The following is a 19,212-nucleotide window of genomic DNA, read 5'->3' on the forward strand; positions in this document are numbered from 1 at the left end:
TATTTGCCTGCATTTTTTGCAAGCCCTTTACTCAAGTTTTCTTGCGCGAATAAATATTGGCCGAGCGGCGAGCGCTTTTACGGCAGGCATATGCAATTTGTTTCATAGCTATGAAGGTTGCGCCCTGTTGTCTTTAATGAGTTATTAAACTGTTTGGTTTTGTATATTGTAGTTTCTGCGAATGTTGTAGATTAACTCGGTGTTAATAAACGGCTGGTTAAGAATAGTATTAATTATCAGTTAAAAATAAACTCCGGATTTAATTTTTCCACTCTCTTTATTGTCGATTAAGCGTGATTCACTGATAGATTTATTTTGACTATTGGGCCCCTCATTTGCCCCCGATAGGCAGAGTGAGTGCGCTCTAAAAAAATAGTGCCAGAGTCGATTTAAAAATCACTTTTATACACTGTTGGCTCGGGAACTTTTCTGGTTCAATGCCCGCCCAATTAACAGACGCTACCAATTTTCGGTTTTTATAGAAGGATTTGTGCAGCGTTTTCTATCTTATAAAAAGAGGGATCGAACATGCCTATTTGGGTCGATAAAACCGTTCTCGCCGTAACTGCAAGCCGCGTAAACCCTGTACAACAGTCTGTAGCCAATCATCGAGGCCAGCTGACTTATAACTTTAGTCAGTGCGTAGATCCGGTAAAAGCGCAAATCACTATTCACGAGGATACCTCCGGCGGTGTTTGTGAATCTCTGTCTGCCTTTTGGATCAAGCATCATTCCGATGGGGGCAGCCTGTGGGATTGGTTAATGCCTGCGGGGACTTTGAATGAGCAGCGCCTGTTTCATGTTATGACTTTACAGCAGGCCGGTACTCACAATAACCAAGATAGAACAACCGAGGCCTGGTTGAGCACGCAAAATATTTTCCCGACCAGCCAAAATGTATTTGGCGGTGCTTTCCCCAATGGTCGGGGTGGAAATACTATTCGAGGTATCCATAACCCCCGCAGGGCACAGGGGCAGAGTGGCGTTTTCTCTCCCAATGCTTTAGCGAGGGAGATTATTCTGGATCAAACCGGTGGTGCCGGTTGTTATAAGAAGATCGGCCTCGATGGTACCTTTGCCGGTCATGCAATGGCAGCCTGGGTTGCACAGGACATTACTTTCTTCGATCCCAATTTTGGTGAGTTCTGGTTCGAATCTCGAAACGCCTTCTTTAACTGGTTTACCCAGTCTTTCTGGAATAACTCCATGTACTCTGTGGGGCTGAGCGGCGGCTATGAAGTTCGCTCCTATGCTAGTCGCACCTAAACCGGGAAACGCTGTCCTTGGTTAGCGCTGCCACCGGCAGCAGTACACTATCCATTTCCCCCTCTCTGCCCTCCCCCATGGGCATTCGGCAGCCGGGTTTACCCGGCTGCCTTTTTTTGCAGTACTACACTTACCTATATCACTATCGACCCACTCTTTCGATTTAGGTCATGCCTGTGGATTTGTTCCGGTACCGCAAAATTTATACAGCAATTGTCGCCTACTGAGAAAAAGGTGTTACAATAGACGGCCGCATCTAGTAAACACTGTTTTTTTATTTGAAAAAAATAGTGTCAGAGTCTATTTAAATACCCCGTATAAAAATGACTATAAATGCCAGTTTGGTCTATATTTTTTGGGGGGTTGAAGTAAATATCAGTAGTTTTCCTTGTGATAAAAAATAGTGCCAGAGTCAAATTAAAGTTTGTGCCGAAGTCGAGCTTAAACGGTAAATTCAGTTTCTGAGAAAAAAGTGCCAGAGTCGATTTTAAAAAAAATTAAACGCCTACCTGCTCTGTAATTTTTCTGTTTCAATCTTATCCATACACAGTAATGCACTAAACAAAGTGCTTATATTTTTGCAAATACAGAGGTATGGGTATGCCAATTTGGTTTGATAAAACAATACTTGCAGTTACGGGAACCAGAGTTGCTCCTGTGCAGAGATCGGTGCAACAACATGGCGGCACACTCTTATATAATTTCAGCCAGTGTTTAAACCCGGTGAGAGGGTTGATCACTATACATAAAGATACCTCTGCCGGGGTTTGTGAAGCCCTTTCTGTACACTGGATAAAGCATCACGCAAAGGGAGGCAGTCTTTGGAATTGGCTCTTCCCCAATGGCACACTGAGTGAACAGCACCTTTTTCACGTAATGACTCTGCACCAGATTGGTGGCAATGCCGTCAATCAGGACCGGGTCTCTGAGTCATGGCTCCGATCTAATAATATTCTAAGGGTACACACGAACGACAGCATCGTGAATCCTGGGGCAAATGCCCAGAATAGAATCCAGGCTTTTCATGGAGACTTTTACGGGAGGGGGAAAACGACACGACAAAATCCGGCCAATCTCGTCAATGAAATCCTGCGGAAGCCACCGAAAGGTGTAGGTACTTATAAGAAGATCGGTATTGAGGGCAAAATGGGTGGCCATGCGATGGCGGCCTGGGTTGCAGAGGACGTGGCGTTTTTCGACCCAAATTTTGGTGAATTCTGGTTCCCCACTGCAGATGAATTCCGCAACTGGTTTATCAACTCCTTCTGGAGCAAGTCCATGTACTCCCTCGGCTTGAGTGAAAACTATGATGTGTTCTGTTATTCCCACGCAGCTTAACTGCCAATAGGCTGATCACTTGGTGGGGGAGGGGCGCCGCCCCTACTGTGGTGCTATGTCTACCCCGCCGAGCCCCTATAGCCCCCTTGGTGTATAGTGCTGACACAAGCTTGTCTTTGCTGAGTCTTTATAAAGGAGCCAATCGGCAAGCTCTGTTGTTCTTGTAAGATACCAACCGCACTACGGAGCCCGGGGTGAAAACCAAGAGATCACTTTCCTATTACCTGAAATCCCTGGCGGGGCCGATGATTGCCGCCGTTTTAGTCACGCCCTCAGCCTGGGCAGCCACGGCCACTGAAGCACTACAGGGGGTTATTGCCGATCATTGGCAGTACACACTGCGAGAGGACCCGATTAGTGCTGGGCGGGTTGGGGTGTCCGACTACAATCGCGAACTGCCGGGGGTGACTGCCGAAGATCGCCTGCGCCGTATTGAGGCTGAGCGGGCTTTTATTCGGCGCCTTGAAGCTATCGACAAGCGCAAATTGAGTGCTTCAGATCGGGTGAATAGTGAACTGCTCTCCTGGGTGCTGGCTAGTTCAGTTGAGCACAAAGAGTTATTTCTCGACCGAATCCCCCTGAATACCTTCTCAAGTTTCTATGCCGATGCGCTGGAAGCCAATAGCGGCCTGGCGATGAGAGATATCGCCGACTATGAAGACTATATTGCCCGCATCGGCGAATTTGGTCGCTACTTCGATGAGAATATTGCGAATATGCGCGAGGGCATTCGCAGCGGCTTTGTATTGCCGAAAATCGTTGTTGAGGGCATAGCGCCAACAGTGCGGGCCCAGGTATACAAAGATCCCAGAAAAAGCAGTCTGTATACTCCTTTTGCCGAGATACCAGAGTCTATAGCGCCCGCTGAGCAGAAGCGCCTGCGACAGCGCGGACGGGCAGTGATTGCACAGGTGGCTATTCCCGCTTTCGCGCGGCTGGCGGACTTCCTTGAGGAAGATTACCTCGAAGCCGCCAGCAAGACCCTGGGGGCCGAGCAGATGCCTGGTGGGAGCGCTTACTATCGCCACAATATCCGCTACTACGTGACTCTGGATCTGGACCCGGCAGAGATTCACCGCACAGGTCTGGCCGAGGTAGAGAGAATCCGCGCGGAAATGACCGCGCTGATTAAGGCCTCGGGTTTTAAAGGGAGCTTTGCGGAGTTCACCCAGTTCCTGCGTACAGATCCACAGTTCTATGCTGAGACACCGGAGCAGCTGCTCAAGGAAACGGCCTATATCTCCAAGCGTATCGACTACTTACTGCCGGCATTCTTTAAGCGGCTACCGCGCACGCCTTACGGTGTGGTACCGGTGCCCAGTGAAATAGCCCCCAATTACACTACCGCCTCCTATAACCCGGCGGCCATTGGCGGCACTCGGGGCGGTGCCTACTGGTTGAATACGCACGGACTGGACCAGCGTCCGCTGTACGAGCTGCCCGCGCTGACCCTGCACGAGGCGGTGCCGGGCCATCATTTACAGGGCGCCCTTTCGCAGGAGCTTGAGAATGTGCCGGAATTTCGCCGCAACCTCTACTTGAGCGCTTATGGCGAGGGCTGGGCCCTGTATGCAGAGCGCCTGGGCAAGGAAATGGGGCTGTACACCACGCCCTACGAACACTTTGGTCGGCTCAGTTATGAGATGTGGCGTGCTGCGCGCCTGGTGATTGATACCGGTATTCACTCCCAGGGATGGACGCGCCAGCAGGCGCTGGACTTCCTTGCCGAGAATACGTCGCTGTCTCCGGCAAATGTGCGCGCGGAGGTCGATCGCTATATTTCCTGGCCGGGTCAGGCGCTGTCTTACAAAATGGGCGAAATTAAAATTCGCCAGCTGCGTGCCCAGGCGGAAAGAGAGCTTGGTGACAAATTTGATTTGCGGGCATTTCACGATGCACTGCTAAGTAACGGCGCCTTGCCCCTGTCGATGCTGGAAGAGCAGATGCAGCGCTTTATTGAGCAGCAAAAGTCTGCTTAAACCTATCCTGAATCCCATTCACAATCTGTGAATGGGATTCAACCGCTGTGGGATATCCTCTGTCGCAAGTAAGAGCTTTCCTGTAGGTAGCTGAAAAGTTAAGCCTATTTGTTGGATCAAAATCCAATATTTTTTTCATATTTGAAGTGGCGGTTATACAGACAATAAACGTCTAATATCCACACAGTAGGCACTCTTGTCACATTGTATCTCTGGTTATTCTTCTTTATACATTTCTGCGAGAGGTAAAATGAATATCCTGCATTCAACTCTGAAGTGCAGGATATTTATAGGGGTGATAAAAATAAAGATTTGATAAATCGATAGAAACTATTGTTTTGGCCATGTAGTGCCTAATTAAAGCTCTAAAAATTGATTCTTGAAAATTGGGCTTCTTGGGAAGGCGTCTAATTTTCTCGCGATATATTTTACCCTGCTCCAGTTTATTTGCTTATCGAATTTATATTAAATTATAGCGGTTTAGGGTCGTAGAGAGAATGATACAGAGAGTTTATATATCTGGCTGTCAGGTTGGGGGTAATAAATGAAAGAATATCAGTGTTTATCGCTTGTACAGCGATTGTGCAAAGGGCGGCACGCCGCCGGGATAAATATTGGATCGTATCAGAGCGTTGTTAGCAAAAAGGGGTGCTCTGCGCTCGGGAGCTTATAGATACCGATTGCGGGCTAAGAGGGATCTTTTCAGAGAGCCCCCAGCGAGTTAATGGGTTTTTTTCTGCCACCAAGCTAGGAAATCCTCTCCCACTGAATACTGGGGAAGCGAGTGGCGGCTTTTCCTGATGCCCTGTTCCCTCTCCATCTCAGTCACTTTTAATTTGGTAGCTTCAAACCAGGCTTTGGGATTGTCGACGCCTTGCTTTAGGGCCTCGCCGTAAAGCGCCGAGCTAAACCAGGTGCGCTGGGAATCGTCACTGCAACCAAAGGAGCTGCGGTCGGCAGCAGCCGAAGTAAAGATGATTCGATTGGGGCTATTTAGCGCTTCTACCCACTGACCGGAAAAGCAGGCCGAAACAATAATCCACTGGTACTGGGCGTTAATATTGCCCAGCCATTGCTGTCCATCTTTCAGGGTGAAATCGTTGAGGGGGATTTCGCCCTCGGCAATTTTGAAATCTCCATTGCGGGCACCATGGCTGACCAGGTGTATCAGCAGCAAATCCTCTCTGGGATCCATCAACTGATCAATAGCCTTGAGGCTCTCCTGGATACTGGTACGGGTGGCCAGGGGGAAAGCGTAACCGCCGCCATTGCTGAGACGCAGCAGGCGCTGGTCGATGGCAAAAGCTTCGTCGAGACGCTCTGCCACCCAGTCGAGCTCTCTGGCGAATACCGGAGAGGTGCCATCACCACCGATGAGCAGTGTGTAGATATCGCGTACACCGGGCCTCTGTGCGGGCAGTGCGGCGATGGCATTTTGTAAGCGCTCACTCTCGCTGTAGAGACGAATTTCTGCCTGGGCGCCGGGTATATTTGCCTGTGTACGCCAGACGTCTTCGCTGGGGTAATAGGTACCACTGGAGAAATAGCCGCTTTCCTCGATAGTGCTGCCTTTGGCATCGGTACTGATGCGCACCCCTTCACCCTCCGCTTCGCCATAGCGGAAAGTAGCGCGGATAATCGTACCATCGGATTGGGTGAGTTCTCCTTCGCCGGAGTAGGAACCGTATTCGAAGCTGCCGGTATAGCGATAGCCATCGCTATCCGAGTAACTGCCCTGTATTAAATAGCCGTTTTCAAAGGTGCCCTGATAAAGGCTGCCATCCTCTTTTGTGAGCTTGCCTTGGCCGTGGAAGCTATAGTTCAAAAACTCACCGCTATAAGTTTCGCCGTCATTCCAATTCAGGGTACCGTTTTGCAACTCTCCCTCAAGGAATTCCCCCGCCCACTCAGCTTCATCGCAGCTATAGCGGCCTTTGCCATGGAACTCTCCGTTGAGGAACTCCCCTTCGTAGCTACAGCCATCACTTTCAGATAACTTACCTTCACCGGTCATGCGACCTTCATGGAAGCTACCACGGTAATGGATGCCGTTGGGCCATTCGAGCTGACCCTGCCCATGAAACAGACCGTTTAGCATATCGCCCTGGTAGACAGAGCCATCTGGCAAGGCGGTACCACCTGCGAACTGGGTTGGCTCGCAGGCGCTGAGCAGAAAAATAAATGGAGTTAAGTAGGCGTGTCTCATTCCATGATCCGGCATTGGGGTTTAAGAATGAGACTAACAAAAAATACCGTTAGGCGGCCTCTATGTTTTATTCAGTTGGTCGAATTTAAGCCCGTATTTATCTAAAAGTTGGCGTACCCGGTGGGAGTCATTGTTAGATTTTTTTACGCTGCGGCTCACCTGAAAAAGTTTGCGCCCGGCCTCTGCCATGGAGCTGGACTCCTCGCAAACCCGAATCAGCCCCGCCAGCTTGATCTGCTCGTAGTAATCCATCTGCTCGATGTACTCAGGGCCCAGCAGCGCCTCAATGCGAGCCAGGGATAGGGATGACTGACTCTGTGGGTTTTGCCACTTAATCCGCAGCCTGTGGATCTCTTCATCCACAACCTGGATCGTGATGCGCCCGCCGTCGGCGAGGGTGCCCATACGCACAATACTGGCGTTGAGATCGCGAAAGTTCGCCGACCAGCGGGCCTCTTGGGAGCGGCCAAAGTTCAAGTACTTTTCCCGCGCGGCTTTATTAAAGCTGACCAGGTGCCCGGATTTTCTGGAAAAGGCCTCCAGTTCAAAATCGATATTGGGCTCCAGGTCTTCAAGGCGCTCGCGCAGGGAGGGCAATCGGTAGGTCCACAGGTCGATACGGGCGAGCAGGTCCGCACGAAATTTACCTTCTTGGCAGAGCTGTACCAGATCCCGGTTGGTACCGGCAATCAACTGGAAGTGACTGCTTACTTCTTTATCTGAGCCGAACGGCATAAAGCGTTTGTGCTCAATCGCACGCAATAGCATGGCCTGCTCATCCAATCCCAACTCACCGATTTCATCGAGAAACAGCAGGCCCCTATCCGCTTCCATTAGCAAACCGGGGCGGTGGGTGGTGGCCCCGGTATAGGCGCCTTTGCGGTGGCCGAACAGGGCGGACATCGCATTTTCGCCGCGCAGGGTGGCGCAGTTTACCGCTACCAGACCACCCTCCAGCTTGCCGCGCTGCTTGCGCAATTCATAGACGCGCTGGGCCAGCTGGGATTTGCCCGCCCCTGTGGGGCCGGTAATCAGTATGGGGGCGTCGGAGCGGATCGAGACCTGCTCCAGCTGCTCGATCATCTGGTTAAAGGCGAGATTGTTGGTCTCGATTCCACCCTTTAGGTAGGTGGTGCCCTCCTGGTGTTCCCTCTGGAAGCGCGAGGCGATCTGGTCGTATTTGGATAGATCCAAATCGATGATTTGGTACTCGCCCGGCAAGCTGCTGTGCTTGCGCGCCGGGGAGGTTTGCAGCAGACGCCCGGGGAAATAGCCCGCTTCTGTCAGCAGGTACAGGCAGATCTGGGCCACATGGGTGCCGGTGGTGATATGCACCAGATACTGTTCATCGTCCGGCTTAAAGTTGTAGGCGCGGGCGAAATCCAGCAGGTTGCTGTACACGCTCTCGAAATCCCACGGATCGGCGAAATTTATCCGGTGGTGAACCACCTCGGTTTCAGGGGAGACTCGCGCAATATCCTCGGTGACCTGGTCGGCCAGGTTTTTCGAGTGGTTGTCGAAGAGAAGTTCCAGCCGATCGATCAACAGATCATCGTGTTGGCACATGGAGATGTTCGGGCGCCACTTGTCCCAGCGCTTGTCGCCTTTGCCGCGCCGGTCCTTGCTGATGCCGAGAATACTGATAGCGATTGTTTTCATACTATCTAAAATATTATTTATCTATCAAAAAAGATAGATTTTTATGATTGAGTTATCACGACTAGCCTTCTAAAAACTGTCCAATTTAAAAATAAATCCTTTAAAAACAATAAGTTACAAAAAATTTTCAATTCTCTGTAAAAGTTGGCACTCCATTCGCTATATCAATAACCAAACGAAACAGATGAATACCAAGCGCGGTTTCAAAAGGAGCGAGAGATGAAGCCAATGCCATATGAAGTGATGCAGGCAGGTGGGGTACCGATTAAATCCTGGACCCTGGGCGTGCCCTTTGAAGAGGAAGCCAAAGCGCAGCTTAAAAATATTTCGCAGATGCCATTCGTGCACAAGTGGGTGGCGGCGATGCCCGATGTACATCTGGGCAAGGGCGCCACCATTGGCAGCGTGGTCCCAACTCTGGGGGCGGTAATCCCCGCTGCCGTAGGGGTGGATATTGGTTGCGGCATGATGGCGGTGCGCACCAGCCTGACGGCGGCACAACTGCCGGACAATCTGGCTGGGGTGCGCAGCGCCATCGAGCGCGCAGTGCCCCACGGCCGCACTGGTGGGTTTCGCGGTAAACGGGGGCGTGACAAAGGGGCTTGGGCCGATACGCCCGAGGATGTACTGGTCGGCTGGACGCCGCTTGCGGCTCAGTTCGAACAGCTCAAAGAACGCCACCCGGTATTAAAAAATACCAATAATATCAATCACTTAGGAACCTTGGGCACCGGTAATCACTTTATCGAGATGTGCCTGGATGAACGGGGCAGTGTGTGGTTGATGCTGCACAGCGGCTCCCGGGGCGTGGGCAATCGAATTGGCACTTATTTTATTGAGAAGGCCAAGCGGGATATGGAGCGTTGGCATATTCATTTGCCAGATAGCGACCTGGCCTATTTCCCCGAGGGTACCGAGCACTTTGATGATTATGTGCAGGCGGTGGAGTGGGCGCAGGAATTTGCCCGCATCAACCGCGAGGTGATGATGGCGCGCACTATCGGTGCGGTAAAGCAGGCCCTGGGAATGGAGTTTGAGGCGCGTATGGAAGCGGTGAATTGCCACCACAACTATGTTTCCCGCGAGCACCATTACGGCAGGGATGTGTTGGTAACCCGCAAGGGGGCTGTAAGAGCGCGTACCGGTGAAATGGGTATTATTCCCGGTAGTATGGGCGCTAAGTCATTTATTGTGCGGGGGCTGGGTAACGAGGAAAGCTTCTGTAGTTGTAGCCACGGCGCCGGGCGGGTGATGTCCCGCACCAAGGCCAAAAAGCTGGTCTCCCTGGAGGAGCACCGCGCGGCCACCGCTGATGTGGAGTGCCGCAAAGACGAGGGTGTGATCGATGAAACCCCATCGGCCTATAAACCTATTGAAAAGGTGATGGCAGCACAGAAAGACCTGGTGGAAATCGTGTATACCCTCAAGCAGGTAGTTTGCGTCAAAGGCTGACGCTGTCTAGGCCAGGGATAGGCCGCACTTCAAGAATTGCTAAAGCATGCAGGCCGCTGGGCGAATTTGCCGGGCGGTTGCAACTGAGTTTGAGGCCTTTGGCCCGTTAGCGGAGCCGGTTCTGAATCCCGGCCCGGCACCACCGCCGCTGGTGGCAGGTGTACCTACGGGTTAGAAGCTCAAACGCCTACTTTGTAGCTCATTGGGTAGAGCAGTCGATAATCATCGATCGGTAGCAGGTTCGAATCCTGCCAAAGTTCCGTCGTCCTCCAAACGACCTTGTGGAAAGGCGAGAGCCTGGGGTTCAACTCCCCGTTAAAAATCTACCCGGGGCCCGGTAGCCTCCCGGTGCGGTAAATGGGATTTAGCCGTTTATCGCGGAAGTGCTCCGGCAACAGCGCTGTTGATCGCGGGTCTGCCCTGTGCGGCCCGGCGGCAAGATTTGCGATAGTTTCTCCAGGCCAGGGAGTGTGGCTGGGGGCTCAGGGGGAGCCCGCTGGAGAAGCTTGTGAATCCTCTGCCGTCCGGCCTCGCTCGGTACAAACGATTGCCCCCCTGTTGCTGGACGGGCCCCACTTTTGCGGCCCTGAGGGGTAGCGCAGTATAAAAATGGAATAAAAGATAATAGCCATGATATCTCTGTTCAAAATATGGAAGAACGTAGACGTTGCGGATAGCGAGCGAGTGCTGCTATTTCGCCGCAACCGTTTTGAAGGGGTGTTGCCGCCCGGCAGCCATCGCATCTCGCTCCTGTCCGGTGACGTAAGGGCAGAGACTTACGATATTACCGATGTGATTTTTGGGGAAATAAAAGCCAAATTTCTGCTGAAGACCTATGGTGAAACCCTCGGCAAATACCTGCAATCCTACGAGTTGTCAGATCACCAGGTGGGACTATTTTATCGGGATAACCACCTGGTGGATATTTTGCCCCCCGGCACTTTCCGTGCAGTGTGGAGAGGTGGTGAGTCGGTGCGTGTTGAAGTGGTGGACATTTCTGAGGAGTACACCATCGATAAAAAAGTCCTGGGGTTGCTGGGGCGCGGCGTTCGCGCCGGGCAAATGCGCAGCGCCCTACAGGCGGTCAGCTACAACGAGATTCCCGATGAGCACGTCGGTCTGTTAATGGTCAACGGCAAATTGGAAGAAGTGCTACAGCCCGGTTGTTACGGTTACTGGAAATACAACCGCTCTATTGAGGTCAAGGTACTGGACTTGCGCCTGAAAACTATCGAGGTCAGCGGCCAGGAAATCCTGACCAAGGATCGGGTCAGCCTGCGCATTAACCTGACCGGCGCTTACAAAATCACCGATGCGAAAAAAGTAGCACTCAAGCTCAGCGATAGTACGGGATTTATTTACCGCGAATTGCAACTGCACCTGCGGGAGGCGGTGGGTACCCAGACACTGGATAGCTTACTTGCGGATAAAGACCGTCTGAATATAGTGATTGCCACGGGTATTCGCGACAAGCTGGCGCAGTATGGCATTGAGCTGGCCAGTGTCGGGGTCAAGGATATTATCCTGCCCGGTGATATGAAGATGATCCTCAATCAGGTGGTTGAAGCGCAGAAGGAGTCTGAGGCAAACCTGATCAAGCGCCGTGAAGAAACCCAGGCGATGCGCTCTCTGCACAATACCGCCAAGTTGATGGACAACAACCCGGTACTGCTGCGCCTAAAGGAGCTGGAAGCCCTGGAGCGGGTCAGCAGTCGTATCGACAAAATCTCTGTATACGGCGGCCTCGATGGGGTAATGAATGAACTGGTGAAGTTGCGCCCCACTGGATAGGCACGCCCGCCAATAAAGCTGTAAGTTTAAGGAATAAGATAGTGATTGAGATAGACGGCGCCCAGGGGGAGGGCGGCGGACAGATTTTGCGGACTTCCCTCACTTTGTCTGTGTGTTTGGGTATGCCGGTGCGAATAAAAAATATTCGCGCCGGCCGTAGAAAGCCCGGTTTGTTGCGCCAGCACCTCGCCTGCTTGCGTGCAGCCAAAGCGATTAGTGGCGCCGAGGTTAGCGGTGAGCAGTTGGGCGCGGCGGAAATTACTTTTGCACCGGGAGAAGTGTGCCCCGGTAGCTACCATTTTCCTATCGGTTCTGCCGGCAGTACCAGCTTGGTTTTTCAAACCGTATTGTTACCGCTGCTATTGACCGATGGGATTAGCGAGCTGCACTTTGAAGGCGGTACCCACAATAAAAAAGCACCCAGCTTCGATTTTATTGCCCAGACCTACTTACCCCTGTTGGCGCGTATGGGGGGCTGTGTAGACGTGGCTCTGGATGGCTACGGCTTCTATCCGGCCGGCGGTGGTTCCTGGCATGCCCGCATCCAACCGCTATCGCAGTGGTCGCCACTGGTGTTGACCGAGCGCGGCGAATTGCTGGAGCGTGAAGCCGTGGCCACCTCGGCTCATATCCCCGCTCATGTGGCCGAGCGGGAGTTGGCGCGGGTGCGCAAGCAGTGCCAGTGGCCGTCGGAGCGCCTGCACCAAAGGCAGGTGAAATCTCAGGGGCCGGGCAATGTGCTCTCTCTGCGCCTGCAATCCCAGCAGTTGACCGAAGTGTTTGATTCTATGGCTGAGCAGGGGACCAGTGCCGAGCGCGTTGCCGATCGCGCGATTCGACAGATGCAGCGCTATATACACGCCGGTGTAGCGGTGGGTGAACACCTGGCCGACCAGCTGATACTCCCACTGGTACTGGGAGCTGGCGGCAGCTTTACCACCCTGAAGCCGAGTCTGCATCTGTTAACCAATATTGAAGTGGTGCGCCAGTTAACGGGAGCGACTATCGACCTGCGTCAAGAGGGAGAGGATCGGTGGCGAGTGCTGGTAGAGAAGCTTTAACCGAAAAGATATACCAGCAGCGGCTTGTCTGAGTAGATTGATTGAAAAAACCCTTTAAAAACAATGGGTTACCTAGTCTGTCCCTGTGTGTGCGGGGGCAGCCGGGGCCTTGAGAAATTCAAACCGAAGGCTGATGCCCTGCCACTCCCTGGGGGTTATCGCCCCCCCCCTATAAGACCCGATGCCTTCGAATCCGATCAACGTTTGCGATACTGAACTTGGTTGTGAAGCTGCCAAGAGGGCTCGCCGCTCAGATATGCTTGATTCCTACTGGTTTTTCCTGGACTAAATTTGAATATAATCTTTAACGTTTGAAACTATTTTCATAATTTTTTAATGGTTATTACTTCCGATTGCGATGCTGGAAAATAATTTTATCGAGTTTTGTTGATTGCAGTTGTTTTTAGTTTTTCTCATTTCGCGCAAACACTTTTTTTATTCAAAAATTTTTATTCGCCGAATAAACCTGACAAAAATAGTTCGCTAATATTGGTGAAGGCGAGGCTTCTATTTGATGTATATCAATAAATCGCTTGCTACTCCGCTTGCATAATGCACTCGCGCTGGGATAACTGCTGTGGTCGGCAATAACTTCGATCATATTCGTGCAGTTGCCTTTCACCCAAAATAGTTTTGTAAAGGAGCGGCGAATGAACCAACAGAAATTATCCACCGCAGTCGCGGCTATCATCCTCGGAGCTTCTGCTTCTCAGGCGCTCGCGGCAGAAAATGAAACTGCCACCTTAACGGATGCACTAACTTCCGGAGAGGTAGGCGTGAACCTTCGCTATCGGGTCGAGCATGTTGAGCAGGATGCTATAGACGATATTGCCATCGCTTCGACTTTGCGAACCCGCCTGAACTGGACCAGTGGCCGCTACCGTGGCTTCGATGTATTGCTTGAAATGGATAACGTCAGTGAAATCGGTAACGACAATTACAACTCTACAGTGAATGGCAATACCGAGTACCCGGTAGTTGCTGACCCTCAGGGCACTGAGGTCAATCAGGCCTATGTAAAGTACAGCGGCAGCAACAGTAAAATTATCGTCGGACGGCAGCGGATTAATCTGGATGGCCAGCGCTTTATTGGCGGTGTAGGCTGGCGTCAGAACGAGCAGACTTATGACGGCTTGCGCTACCAGTTTGGCGGGGAGGGCCAGTTGCAGCTGGATTACAGCTATATCTACAACGTCAATCGTATTTTCGGTGAAGATAGCCCTCAGTCAGACTTGGATGGGGATATTCAGCTACTGCATGCCAGCTATCCACTGGCAGAAAAGCATCAGTTGAGCGCCTTCTTCTACAACCTGGACCTGGATAACGCAGCAAGCTTTGCCGCCCGCACTTTTGGTGCCGCTTACCGGGGGGATTTTGCTCTGTTTGCAGCTGAGCTGAGTTATGCGCGCCAGGAGGATATTGGCAGTAATCCCAGTGATTTTGCTGCTGATTATTACTTAGCTGAAATTAGTGCTCCTCTGGGGCCGGTTAAAGGCAAACTGGGCTATGAAGTATTGGGTTCAGATAGCGGTGTTGGTTTCAGTACACCACTGGCGACGCTACACAAATTCCAAGGTTATACGGATCAGTTCCTGCAAACCCCAGCAGATGGCATTGAGGATTTATATCTGGGAGCCAAGCTGGAACTGGCCGGTGGTGATTTGGGTATTACTTATCACAGCTTTACGGCTAATGAAGGTTCAGCGGATTACGGCACCGAGTGGAATATCAGTTACGGCCATAAATTTAATGACACTTTCTCTGCGTTGGTAAAGTATGCAAGTTACGATGCGGAGGATTACAGTACAGATACCGATAAGCTTTGGTTAATGCTTACGGCAAAATTTTGATTTTTCAGAGTCGATAATTGATAGATTGAGTACGAAAACCGGACCCTGCTATTGAGATAGCAGGGTCCAGTCGAACCTTATTTTTCCAGCGTATTTTAGCACCAGTGAACCCAGCGGTGCAGGACACTACTGTTTGGTTAACAGGCCGGAGACCTCGCCTTTGGGGTCCAGCGGGGTATGTAGATTAACGAAGACCTTGCCTTCCATAAGCCCCTTGCGATAAGGCTCTTCTACCGTCCATATACCCATAATATAGCCATTGGTGCCCTCAGCACATTTTTCTGCCAGGGTGTGTTTGCCTTTGTCCGCCTGGGTCTTGGGCCAATCGGACATCATACCGGGGTGTGTGGGCATCCCGCAGATAGTCTGGATAATTGGGCCACTGGGTTGGCCCGGTTTACAAATAGGCGGCTCTTTGCCATCACCTTTACATTGCATATGAAAATGCGACATGCTCACCCCGCCCTTGGACAAATGGCTGTAGCCAAGCATAAATCTCATTCTATGGGTAAGACTGTTGTAGGCGCCAATAAAGAAACCCTGTGCATCTTTAGGGGTTTGTGGGTTGACTTTTTTACCGAGCTTATTTTCATTTGCAGTGGTTAAATCGGCGGTAAATACGGTAATTCGCTGGCCGTTTCCCGCATTAGACCACGCCTTCTCGACATCCCCGTGTTTGGCCGCTGGTGGACCTTTTTCTTTTTTGGTGTGGCTATCGGAAATCGTCAACGCAGAGTAAGTCAGCGCAAGCGTCGCCAGTAGTAAAAAAGCCGCTTTGGGCAATGAACTCAGTGCCATAAACCTCTCCTCTTAATTAAAACGATATCGTCATTGCATGATGGAAGATTGGATGCCAGACCATCTGGGAGGTTGGTACCGACATGTATCGGCGTGAATCACGGGATAGGCTAGCGATAAGTACTTGTAGCATATGAGCTGGCAATTGGCCCTTGAGAGGCAATTTAAAAGGCAGTATTTTCGACTCTTACTATTTCTGGTTGCTGAAACCGAGTAAGTGTAGCCGCCAAAGCTCTGTTCCAAGCTAAAACATACTGATTTAAAGATTGAGTCAATTGAGTATATCGGTATGCCGGAGAGAGATGGAGCATTGATTAACGGTTTAGAATAAAACTTTGAGCTGTCTTCTCCTAAAATATATCTAGATCTATCAGTCTCACTTAAACGGGAAATCTAATTTTGAACTGAGAAAAGAGCGCCTAAAATAACGAATGTGCTTTAAGCGCCTGCTTTATTTGAATTACATTATTTGTTAAAAATGATACTGTGCCCCAAGAGATAGGGCGTAGCTTGACTCGGCGGGATCATTGATACGTTGTTTTAGTATAAGTCGTGTAGAGGCACTTTTGCCAAGACTGTATTGAAAACCAACTCCATACTGAAGTCGTGTGTTTGTACTGCTATCGCTATCTTTATTTGTTACGTTAGCATTACAGTTCATCTCATTTATACAGCCGCCGCCTGTTTCATACTGAACATAAGACTCTACCTCCCTTGAACTTACTCCTAGACTGCCGATTAGGCTTATTTTGTCGTGTTTTTTGAGATTATATTTACCTAGCAGATCAATGCTTAAGTGTTTGAGTTGAACCTCGCCAATTCCATGTGATAGACCAATGTTTGGGTCGTCAAAATATTTTTTCTGATTGTTACTTTGAGAGTATCCCGCTTCGACTGAAATGTTGGGTTGAAATTCGTATCCCAAGTAAATGTCCCATGAGTTGTATGATTTAGGTTGTATTTCCGAGGACTCATAGTGCTGGGTATGTATTGTGTCGCCGTTTAAAATTTCGGCGTTAAGGCCTGCGCTCAGGTTGCCATTAATGGAGTCATGCCGATGCTCCAGTCCTGCATAAAACTTACTCTCTGCGTAACTTTCAGAAATGCAGCCTGCTAAAAGTATTGATGTGGCCACTATTTTTAATGAATGCATATTTGTTTGTCCATTTGCATTTCGTTTGGTACGAGTGTTTGGTTGCGATAGGCAAGGTTTGCCCGAAAAATGTGTTGAAAATTCTGCAGTGATTAAATGATAGGTAAGAATGAAATACAAGGTTGGTCTCGTAAGGCTGTGAGATTATAAGTTAGAATGTCATATGGAGGAGGCTTGAGCCGCTAGTGTGCTTGTCTGGCCAAGCTTATTTGTTGTGGGCCGTGGAGGTTGAACTAAGCTGAAGCGTTTTTCTAGTGTGTTCTGGCTGGATTTAAATATAGCTTGGGTATTGCCTATTATTTTTTGTGATGCCAAGCCTTTTCTTGTTAATTTCTGGAAATTCCAGATTGATCCAGCTCAGGCTTATTCGCTTTCATAAAATATTGTCTATCCTGAGAGAATTACTTCTATAGTTTCATCTGGTAACTTTCTATCAATCACCGACCGCCTTTCGGTATCCTGGCTAACAATATCACAGCCGGCATTCAAAGATTGCTGCCGAGCTTCAAGTTCTTTTTAATGGCGATATCTGCTATCTCATCTGTCGATGTTTCGCTCAAATGTTTTAGGGAGATTTTCCTTCCTTTAGAATCTTTGTTATAAAGATTTGCCTCATTTGAAAATTTACTCCTTTAGTACTCTTAATCTATAGGATGGAGCGGTAACTCTTAAAGCCTATACCGAACTTGCGCTCCAGAATGCACTCAAGTTAGATGAGGTGAGGAGGTTGATGTGGCCTGCGGTGTGGCAGTACAAGTGCTCGGAATTTGCATGGGAGCGGCAGTTCTCGATCTTCTTGCCGCAGAGCAGTTCACCGGTGAGTCTCCCGGGGATAATGCTGGCTCAACTTATCAAGTCGATATTCCTTTCAATAGTAATTATTCAATTTTATTCTGTTAGAGTAGCTTCCTATTGCGGCAAGTAGGGTCTGTACAGCTATTTGCTTCTGCGAATATACCCTAGGGCTAACTGCTGTGGGCGTCACTATAACAGTTTCTTCCGCTCCTCACTAACCGGTGTGATTACTTACGAATTGGAACGAGATATGCATTGAAGTAATAAAAGTCGAAAAACCGGGGCTTTGCGGGATAGGTAGTGCCCACTAGCTGCTCGGAATGACGCCACTTTTAAGGCTGGAGAGTAAAGAAAATTTAATCGTGAAAAAAACTATGGTTTCAGTTGGGCCAGAAAAATTGTAATTTGTTTCAGTTCAAACCATTGCTGCGAAGGAAAAGCGTCATGAACACCTCCAAGTTCCCAAAAATTTTCGGTGCCTTACTGTTGGGGGCCTGCAGCACAGTCGCATTGCAGGCCGCTGCGCAGGAAAGTGAAAGTGCCACTCTGGTGGATGCGTTGAAATCCGGTGAAGTCGGATTGAACCTGCGTTACCGTGTAGAGGTTGTCGATCAAGATGCCATAATCAACCCTACTCTCGATCAGTATGACATGGAAGACGAAGCTGTTGCATCCACGTTAAGAACTCGCCTCAACTGGCGCAGTGGTAGCTACCGTGGCTTTACCGGCTTCCTGGAAATGGATGATGTTACTGCAATTGGTAATGATAGTTACAACTCCACCACCAATGGCAATATCGACCACCCGGTGGTGGCTGATCCAGAAGGAACTGAAATTAACCAGGCCTATATTCGCTACAGCGGTGGCAACTCCATAATTACCGCCGGCCGTCAGCGTATTAACCTGGACGGGCAGCGATTTGTCGGCGGTGTTGGCTGGAGACAAAACGAGCAGACCTACGATGGTGTGCGTTATCAGTACGGTAGTGCCGATAGCTTCCAGCTGGATTATAGCTACGTGTACAACGTTAACCGTATTTTCGGTGAAGACAGCTCGAATTCCGATATTGGCGGTGATATCCAACTGCTACACGCGATTTATCCAGTGGCTGAAAACCATAAAGTCAGCGCTTTTGTTTACAACCTGGATCTGGAAGATTCCACCAATAATGCCAGCCGCACTTATGGGGTAGATTACAAAGGTAAATTTGGTCCGGTAAAAGCCAACCTCAGTTATGCACAGCAGTCAGATATTGGTGATAACCAGTATGACTATAGTGCTAACTATTACCTGGCAGAATTGGGAGCCGACTTGGGTCCGGTTGCGACAAAACTTGGTTATGAAGTTTTGGGTTCCGACAATGATGTTGGTTTTAAAACCCCGCTGGCAACCCTGCACAAATTCCAGGGCTTTGCCGACAAATTCCTGGCCACTCCTCTTAACGGTCTTGAAGACCTGTATGTTGGTGGTTCTATTAAAGTTGCCGGTGGCAACCTGGGTTTAACCTATCACAATTTTGAAGCATCCGAGGGTTCTGAAAGTTACGGAGATGAGTGGAACCTGAGCTATGGGCGCAAAATCACCGAGGATATTTCCGCTCTGGTTAAGTACGCAGCTTTCGATGCTGATGATGACTCCACAGCGTATGCTGACACCGACAAGCTTTGGATTATGGTAACCGCTAATTTCTAAGCGGCTGAAAGAACTCCTTAGCGAGGCCCCCGGCTTCGGCCGGGGTTTTCCCCGCACCTTGGACCTGTTTTTATAATTTATAAATTTTAATCGATTGAAGCTGCACGTTTTGATGTCTCCCCGAGGAGCATCCGTTCGAGCACCAAGGGAGTAACACTTCTAACCCAAGCAT

The 19,212-nt window shown here is 50.0% G+C and carries 13 protein-coding genes; 9 read left to right on the plus strand and 4 right to left on the minus strand.

All coding sequences use genetic code 11. The features are described 5' to 3' along the window. Window positions 1-528: 528 nt before the first annotated feature. The 3 genes from ACJJIF_RS15515 (at window position 529) to ACJJIF_RS15525 (ending at window position 4,583) form a co-directional block, all read left to right on the plus strand. Window positions 529-1,266: a YopT-type cysteine protease domain-containing protein gene (locus ACJJIF_RS15515; RefSeq protein WP_444929235.1), complete on the plus strand. Its 738-nt coding sequence runs from the start codon at window positions 529-531 to the stop codon at window positions 1,264-1,266. 600 nt (window positions 1,267-1,866) lie between these two features. Beyond that, a complete protein-coding gene (locus ACJJIF_RS15520; protein ID WP_444932365.1) occupies window positions 1,867-2,604 on the plus strand; it encodes a YopT-type cysteine protease domain-containing protein in 738 nt (245 codons plus the stop codon). Window positions 2,605-2,798: 194 nt separating this feature from the next. Next, complete coding sequence (locus ACJJIF_RS15525; protein WP_444929236.1) at window positions 2,799-4,583, plus strand: DUF885 domain-containing protein; 1,785 nt, start codon at window positions 2,799-2,801, stop codon at window positions 4,581-4,583. 721 nt (window positions 4,584-5,304) lie between these two features. Here ACJJIF_RS15525 and ACJJIF_RS15530 read toward each other — a convergent pair. Both ACJJIF_RS15530 and rtcR read right to left on the minus strand, forming a co-directional pair. Next, the gene (locus ACJJIF_RS15530) at window positions 5,305-6,789 is read right to left on the minus strand and encodes a C13 family peptidase (protein WP_444929237.1); all 1,485 of its coding nucleotides are present in this window, start codon (window positions 6,787-6,789) and stop codon (window positions 5,305-5,307) included. Between the two features lie 60 nt (window positions 6,790-6,849). Then, complete coding sequence (gene rtcR, locus ACJJIF_RS15535) at window positions 6,850-8,448, minus strand: RNA repair transcriptional activator RtcR (RefSeq protein ID WP_444929238.1); 1,599 nt, start codon at window positions 8,446-8,448, stop codon at window positions 6,850-6,852. A gap of 219 nt (window positions 8,449-8,667) precedes the next feature. On the opposite strand from rtcR, the gene ACJJIF_RS15540 reads away from it, so the two are divergent. From ACJJIF_RS15540 to ACJJIF_RS15555, 4 genes are all read left to right on the plus strand, one after another. Continuing rightward, window positions 8,668-9,900, plus strand: coding sequence for an RtcB family protein (locus ACJJIF_RS15540; RefSeq protein WP_444929239.1), 1,233 nt, complete (start codon window positions 8,668-8,670; stop codon window positions 9,898-9,900). 630 nt (window positions 9,901-10,530) lie between these two features. Further along, on the plus strand, window positions 10,531-11,691 hold the full coding sequence (locus tag ACJJIF_RS15545; protein WP_444929240.1) for a slipin family protein: 1,161 nt from the start codon (window positions 10,531-10,533) through the stop codon (window positions 11,689-11,691). Between the two features lie 41 nt (window positions 11,692-11,732). Further along, on the plus strand, window positions 11,733-12,752 hold the full coding sequence (gene rtcA / locus ACJJIF_RS15550) for an RNA 3'-terminal phosphate cyclase (RefSeq protein WP_444929241.1): 1,020 nt from the start codon (window positions 11,733-11,735) through the stop codon (window positions 12,750-12,752). Between the two features lie 650 nt (window positions 12,753-13,402). Further along, on the plus strand, window positions 13,403-14,602 hold the full coding sequence (locus tag ACJJIF_RS15555; protein ID WP_444929242.1) for an alginate export family protein: 1,200 nt from the start codon (window positions 13,403-13,405) through the stop codon (window positions 14,600-14,602). A gap of 126 nt (window positions 14,603-14,728) precedes the next feature. Here the strand turns inward: ACJJIF_RS15555 and ACJJIF_RS15560 are convergent, their stop codons facing one another. Further along, window positions 14,729-15,400, minus strand: a complete 672-nt coding sequence (locus ACJJIF_RS15560) for a CHRD domain-containing protein (protein ID WP_444929243.1) — start codon at window positions 15,398-15,400, stop codon at window positions 14,729-14,731. Window positions 15,401-15,872: 472 nt separating this feature from the next. Beyond that, window positions 15,873-16,673: a porin gene (locus ACJJIF_RS15565; protein ID WP_444929244.1), complete on the minus strand. Its 801-nt coding sequence runs from the start codon at window positions 16,671-16,673 to the stop codon at window positions 15,873-15,875. 651 nt (window positions 16,674-17,324) lie between these two features. Here ACJJIF_RS15565 and ACJJIF_RS15570 point away from each other — a divergent pair. Both ACJJIF_RS15570 and ACJJIF_RS15575 read left to right on the plus strand, forming a co-directional pair. Then, window positions 17,325-17,453 carry a hypothetical protein gene (locus ACJJIF_RS15570; protein ID WP_444929245.1) on the plus strand — a complete coding sequence of 43 codons (129 nt, stop codon included), beginning with the start codon at window positions 17,325-17,327 and terminating at the stop codon, window positions 17,451-17,453. 339 nt (window positions 17,454-17,792) lie between these two features. Continuing rightward, window positions 17,793-19,040: an alginate export family protein gene (locus ACJJIF_RS15575; RefSeq protein WP_444929246.1), complete on the plus strand. Its 1,248-nt coding sequence runs from the start codon at window positions 17,793-17,795 to the stop codon at window positions 19,038-19,040. Window positions 19,041-19,212: the final 172 nt, after the last annotated feature.

It is taken from the genome of Microbulbifer regidiadema (SeqCode), assembly GCF_052467605.1.

Excerpts from the sequence above, each read along its gene's own strand:
- ACJJIF_RS15515 (WP_444929235.1), top strand. The coding sequence starts at position 529 with ATGCCTATTTGGGTCGATAAAACCGTTCTCGCCGTAACTGCAAGCCGC.
- ACJJIF_RS15540 (WP_444929239.1), top strand. The coding sequence starts at position 8,668 with ATGAAGCCAATGCCATATGAAGTGATGCAGGCAGGTGGGGTACCGATT.
- ACJJIF_RS15570 (WP_444929245.1), top strand. The coding sequence starts at position 17,325 with ATGGGAGCGGCAGTTCTCGATCTTCTTGCCGCAGAGCAGTTCACCGGT.
- ACJJIF_RS15530 (WP_444929237.1), bottom strand. The coding sequence starts at position 6,789 with ATGAGACACGCCTACTTAACTCCATTTATTTTTCTGCTCAGCGCCTGC.
- ACJJIF_RS15520 (WP_444932365.1), top strand. The coding sequence starts at position 1,867 with ATGCCAATTTGGTTTGATAAAACAATACTTGCAGTTACGGGAACCAGA.
- rtcR (WP_444929238.1), bottom strand. The coding sequence starts at position 8,448 with ATGAAAACAATCGCTATCAGTATTCTCGGCATCAGCAAGGACCGGCGC.
- ACJJIF_RS15545 (WP_444929240.1), top strand. The coding sequence starts at position 10,531 with ATGATATCTCTGTTCAAAATATGGAAGAACGTAGACGTTGCGGATAGC.
- ACJJIF_RS15555 (WP_444929242.1), top strand. The coding sequence starts at position 13,403 with ATGAACCAACAGAAATTATCCACCGCAGTCGCGGCTATCATCCTCGGA.
- ACJJIF_RS15560 (WP_444929243.1), bottom strand. The coding sequence starts at position 15,400 with ATGGCACTGAGTTCATTGCCCAAAGCGGCTTTTTTACTACTGGCGACG.
- ACJJIF_RS15575 (WP_444929246.1), top strand. The coding sequence starts at position 17,793 with ATGAACACCTCCAAGTTCCCAAAAATTTTCGGTGCCTTACTGTTGGGG.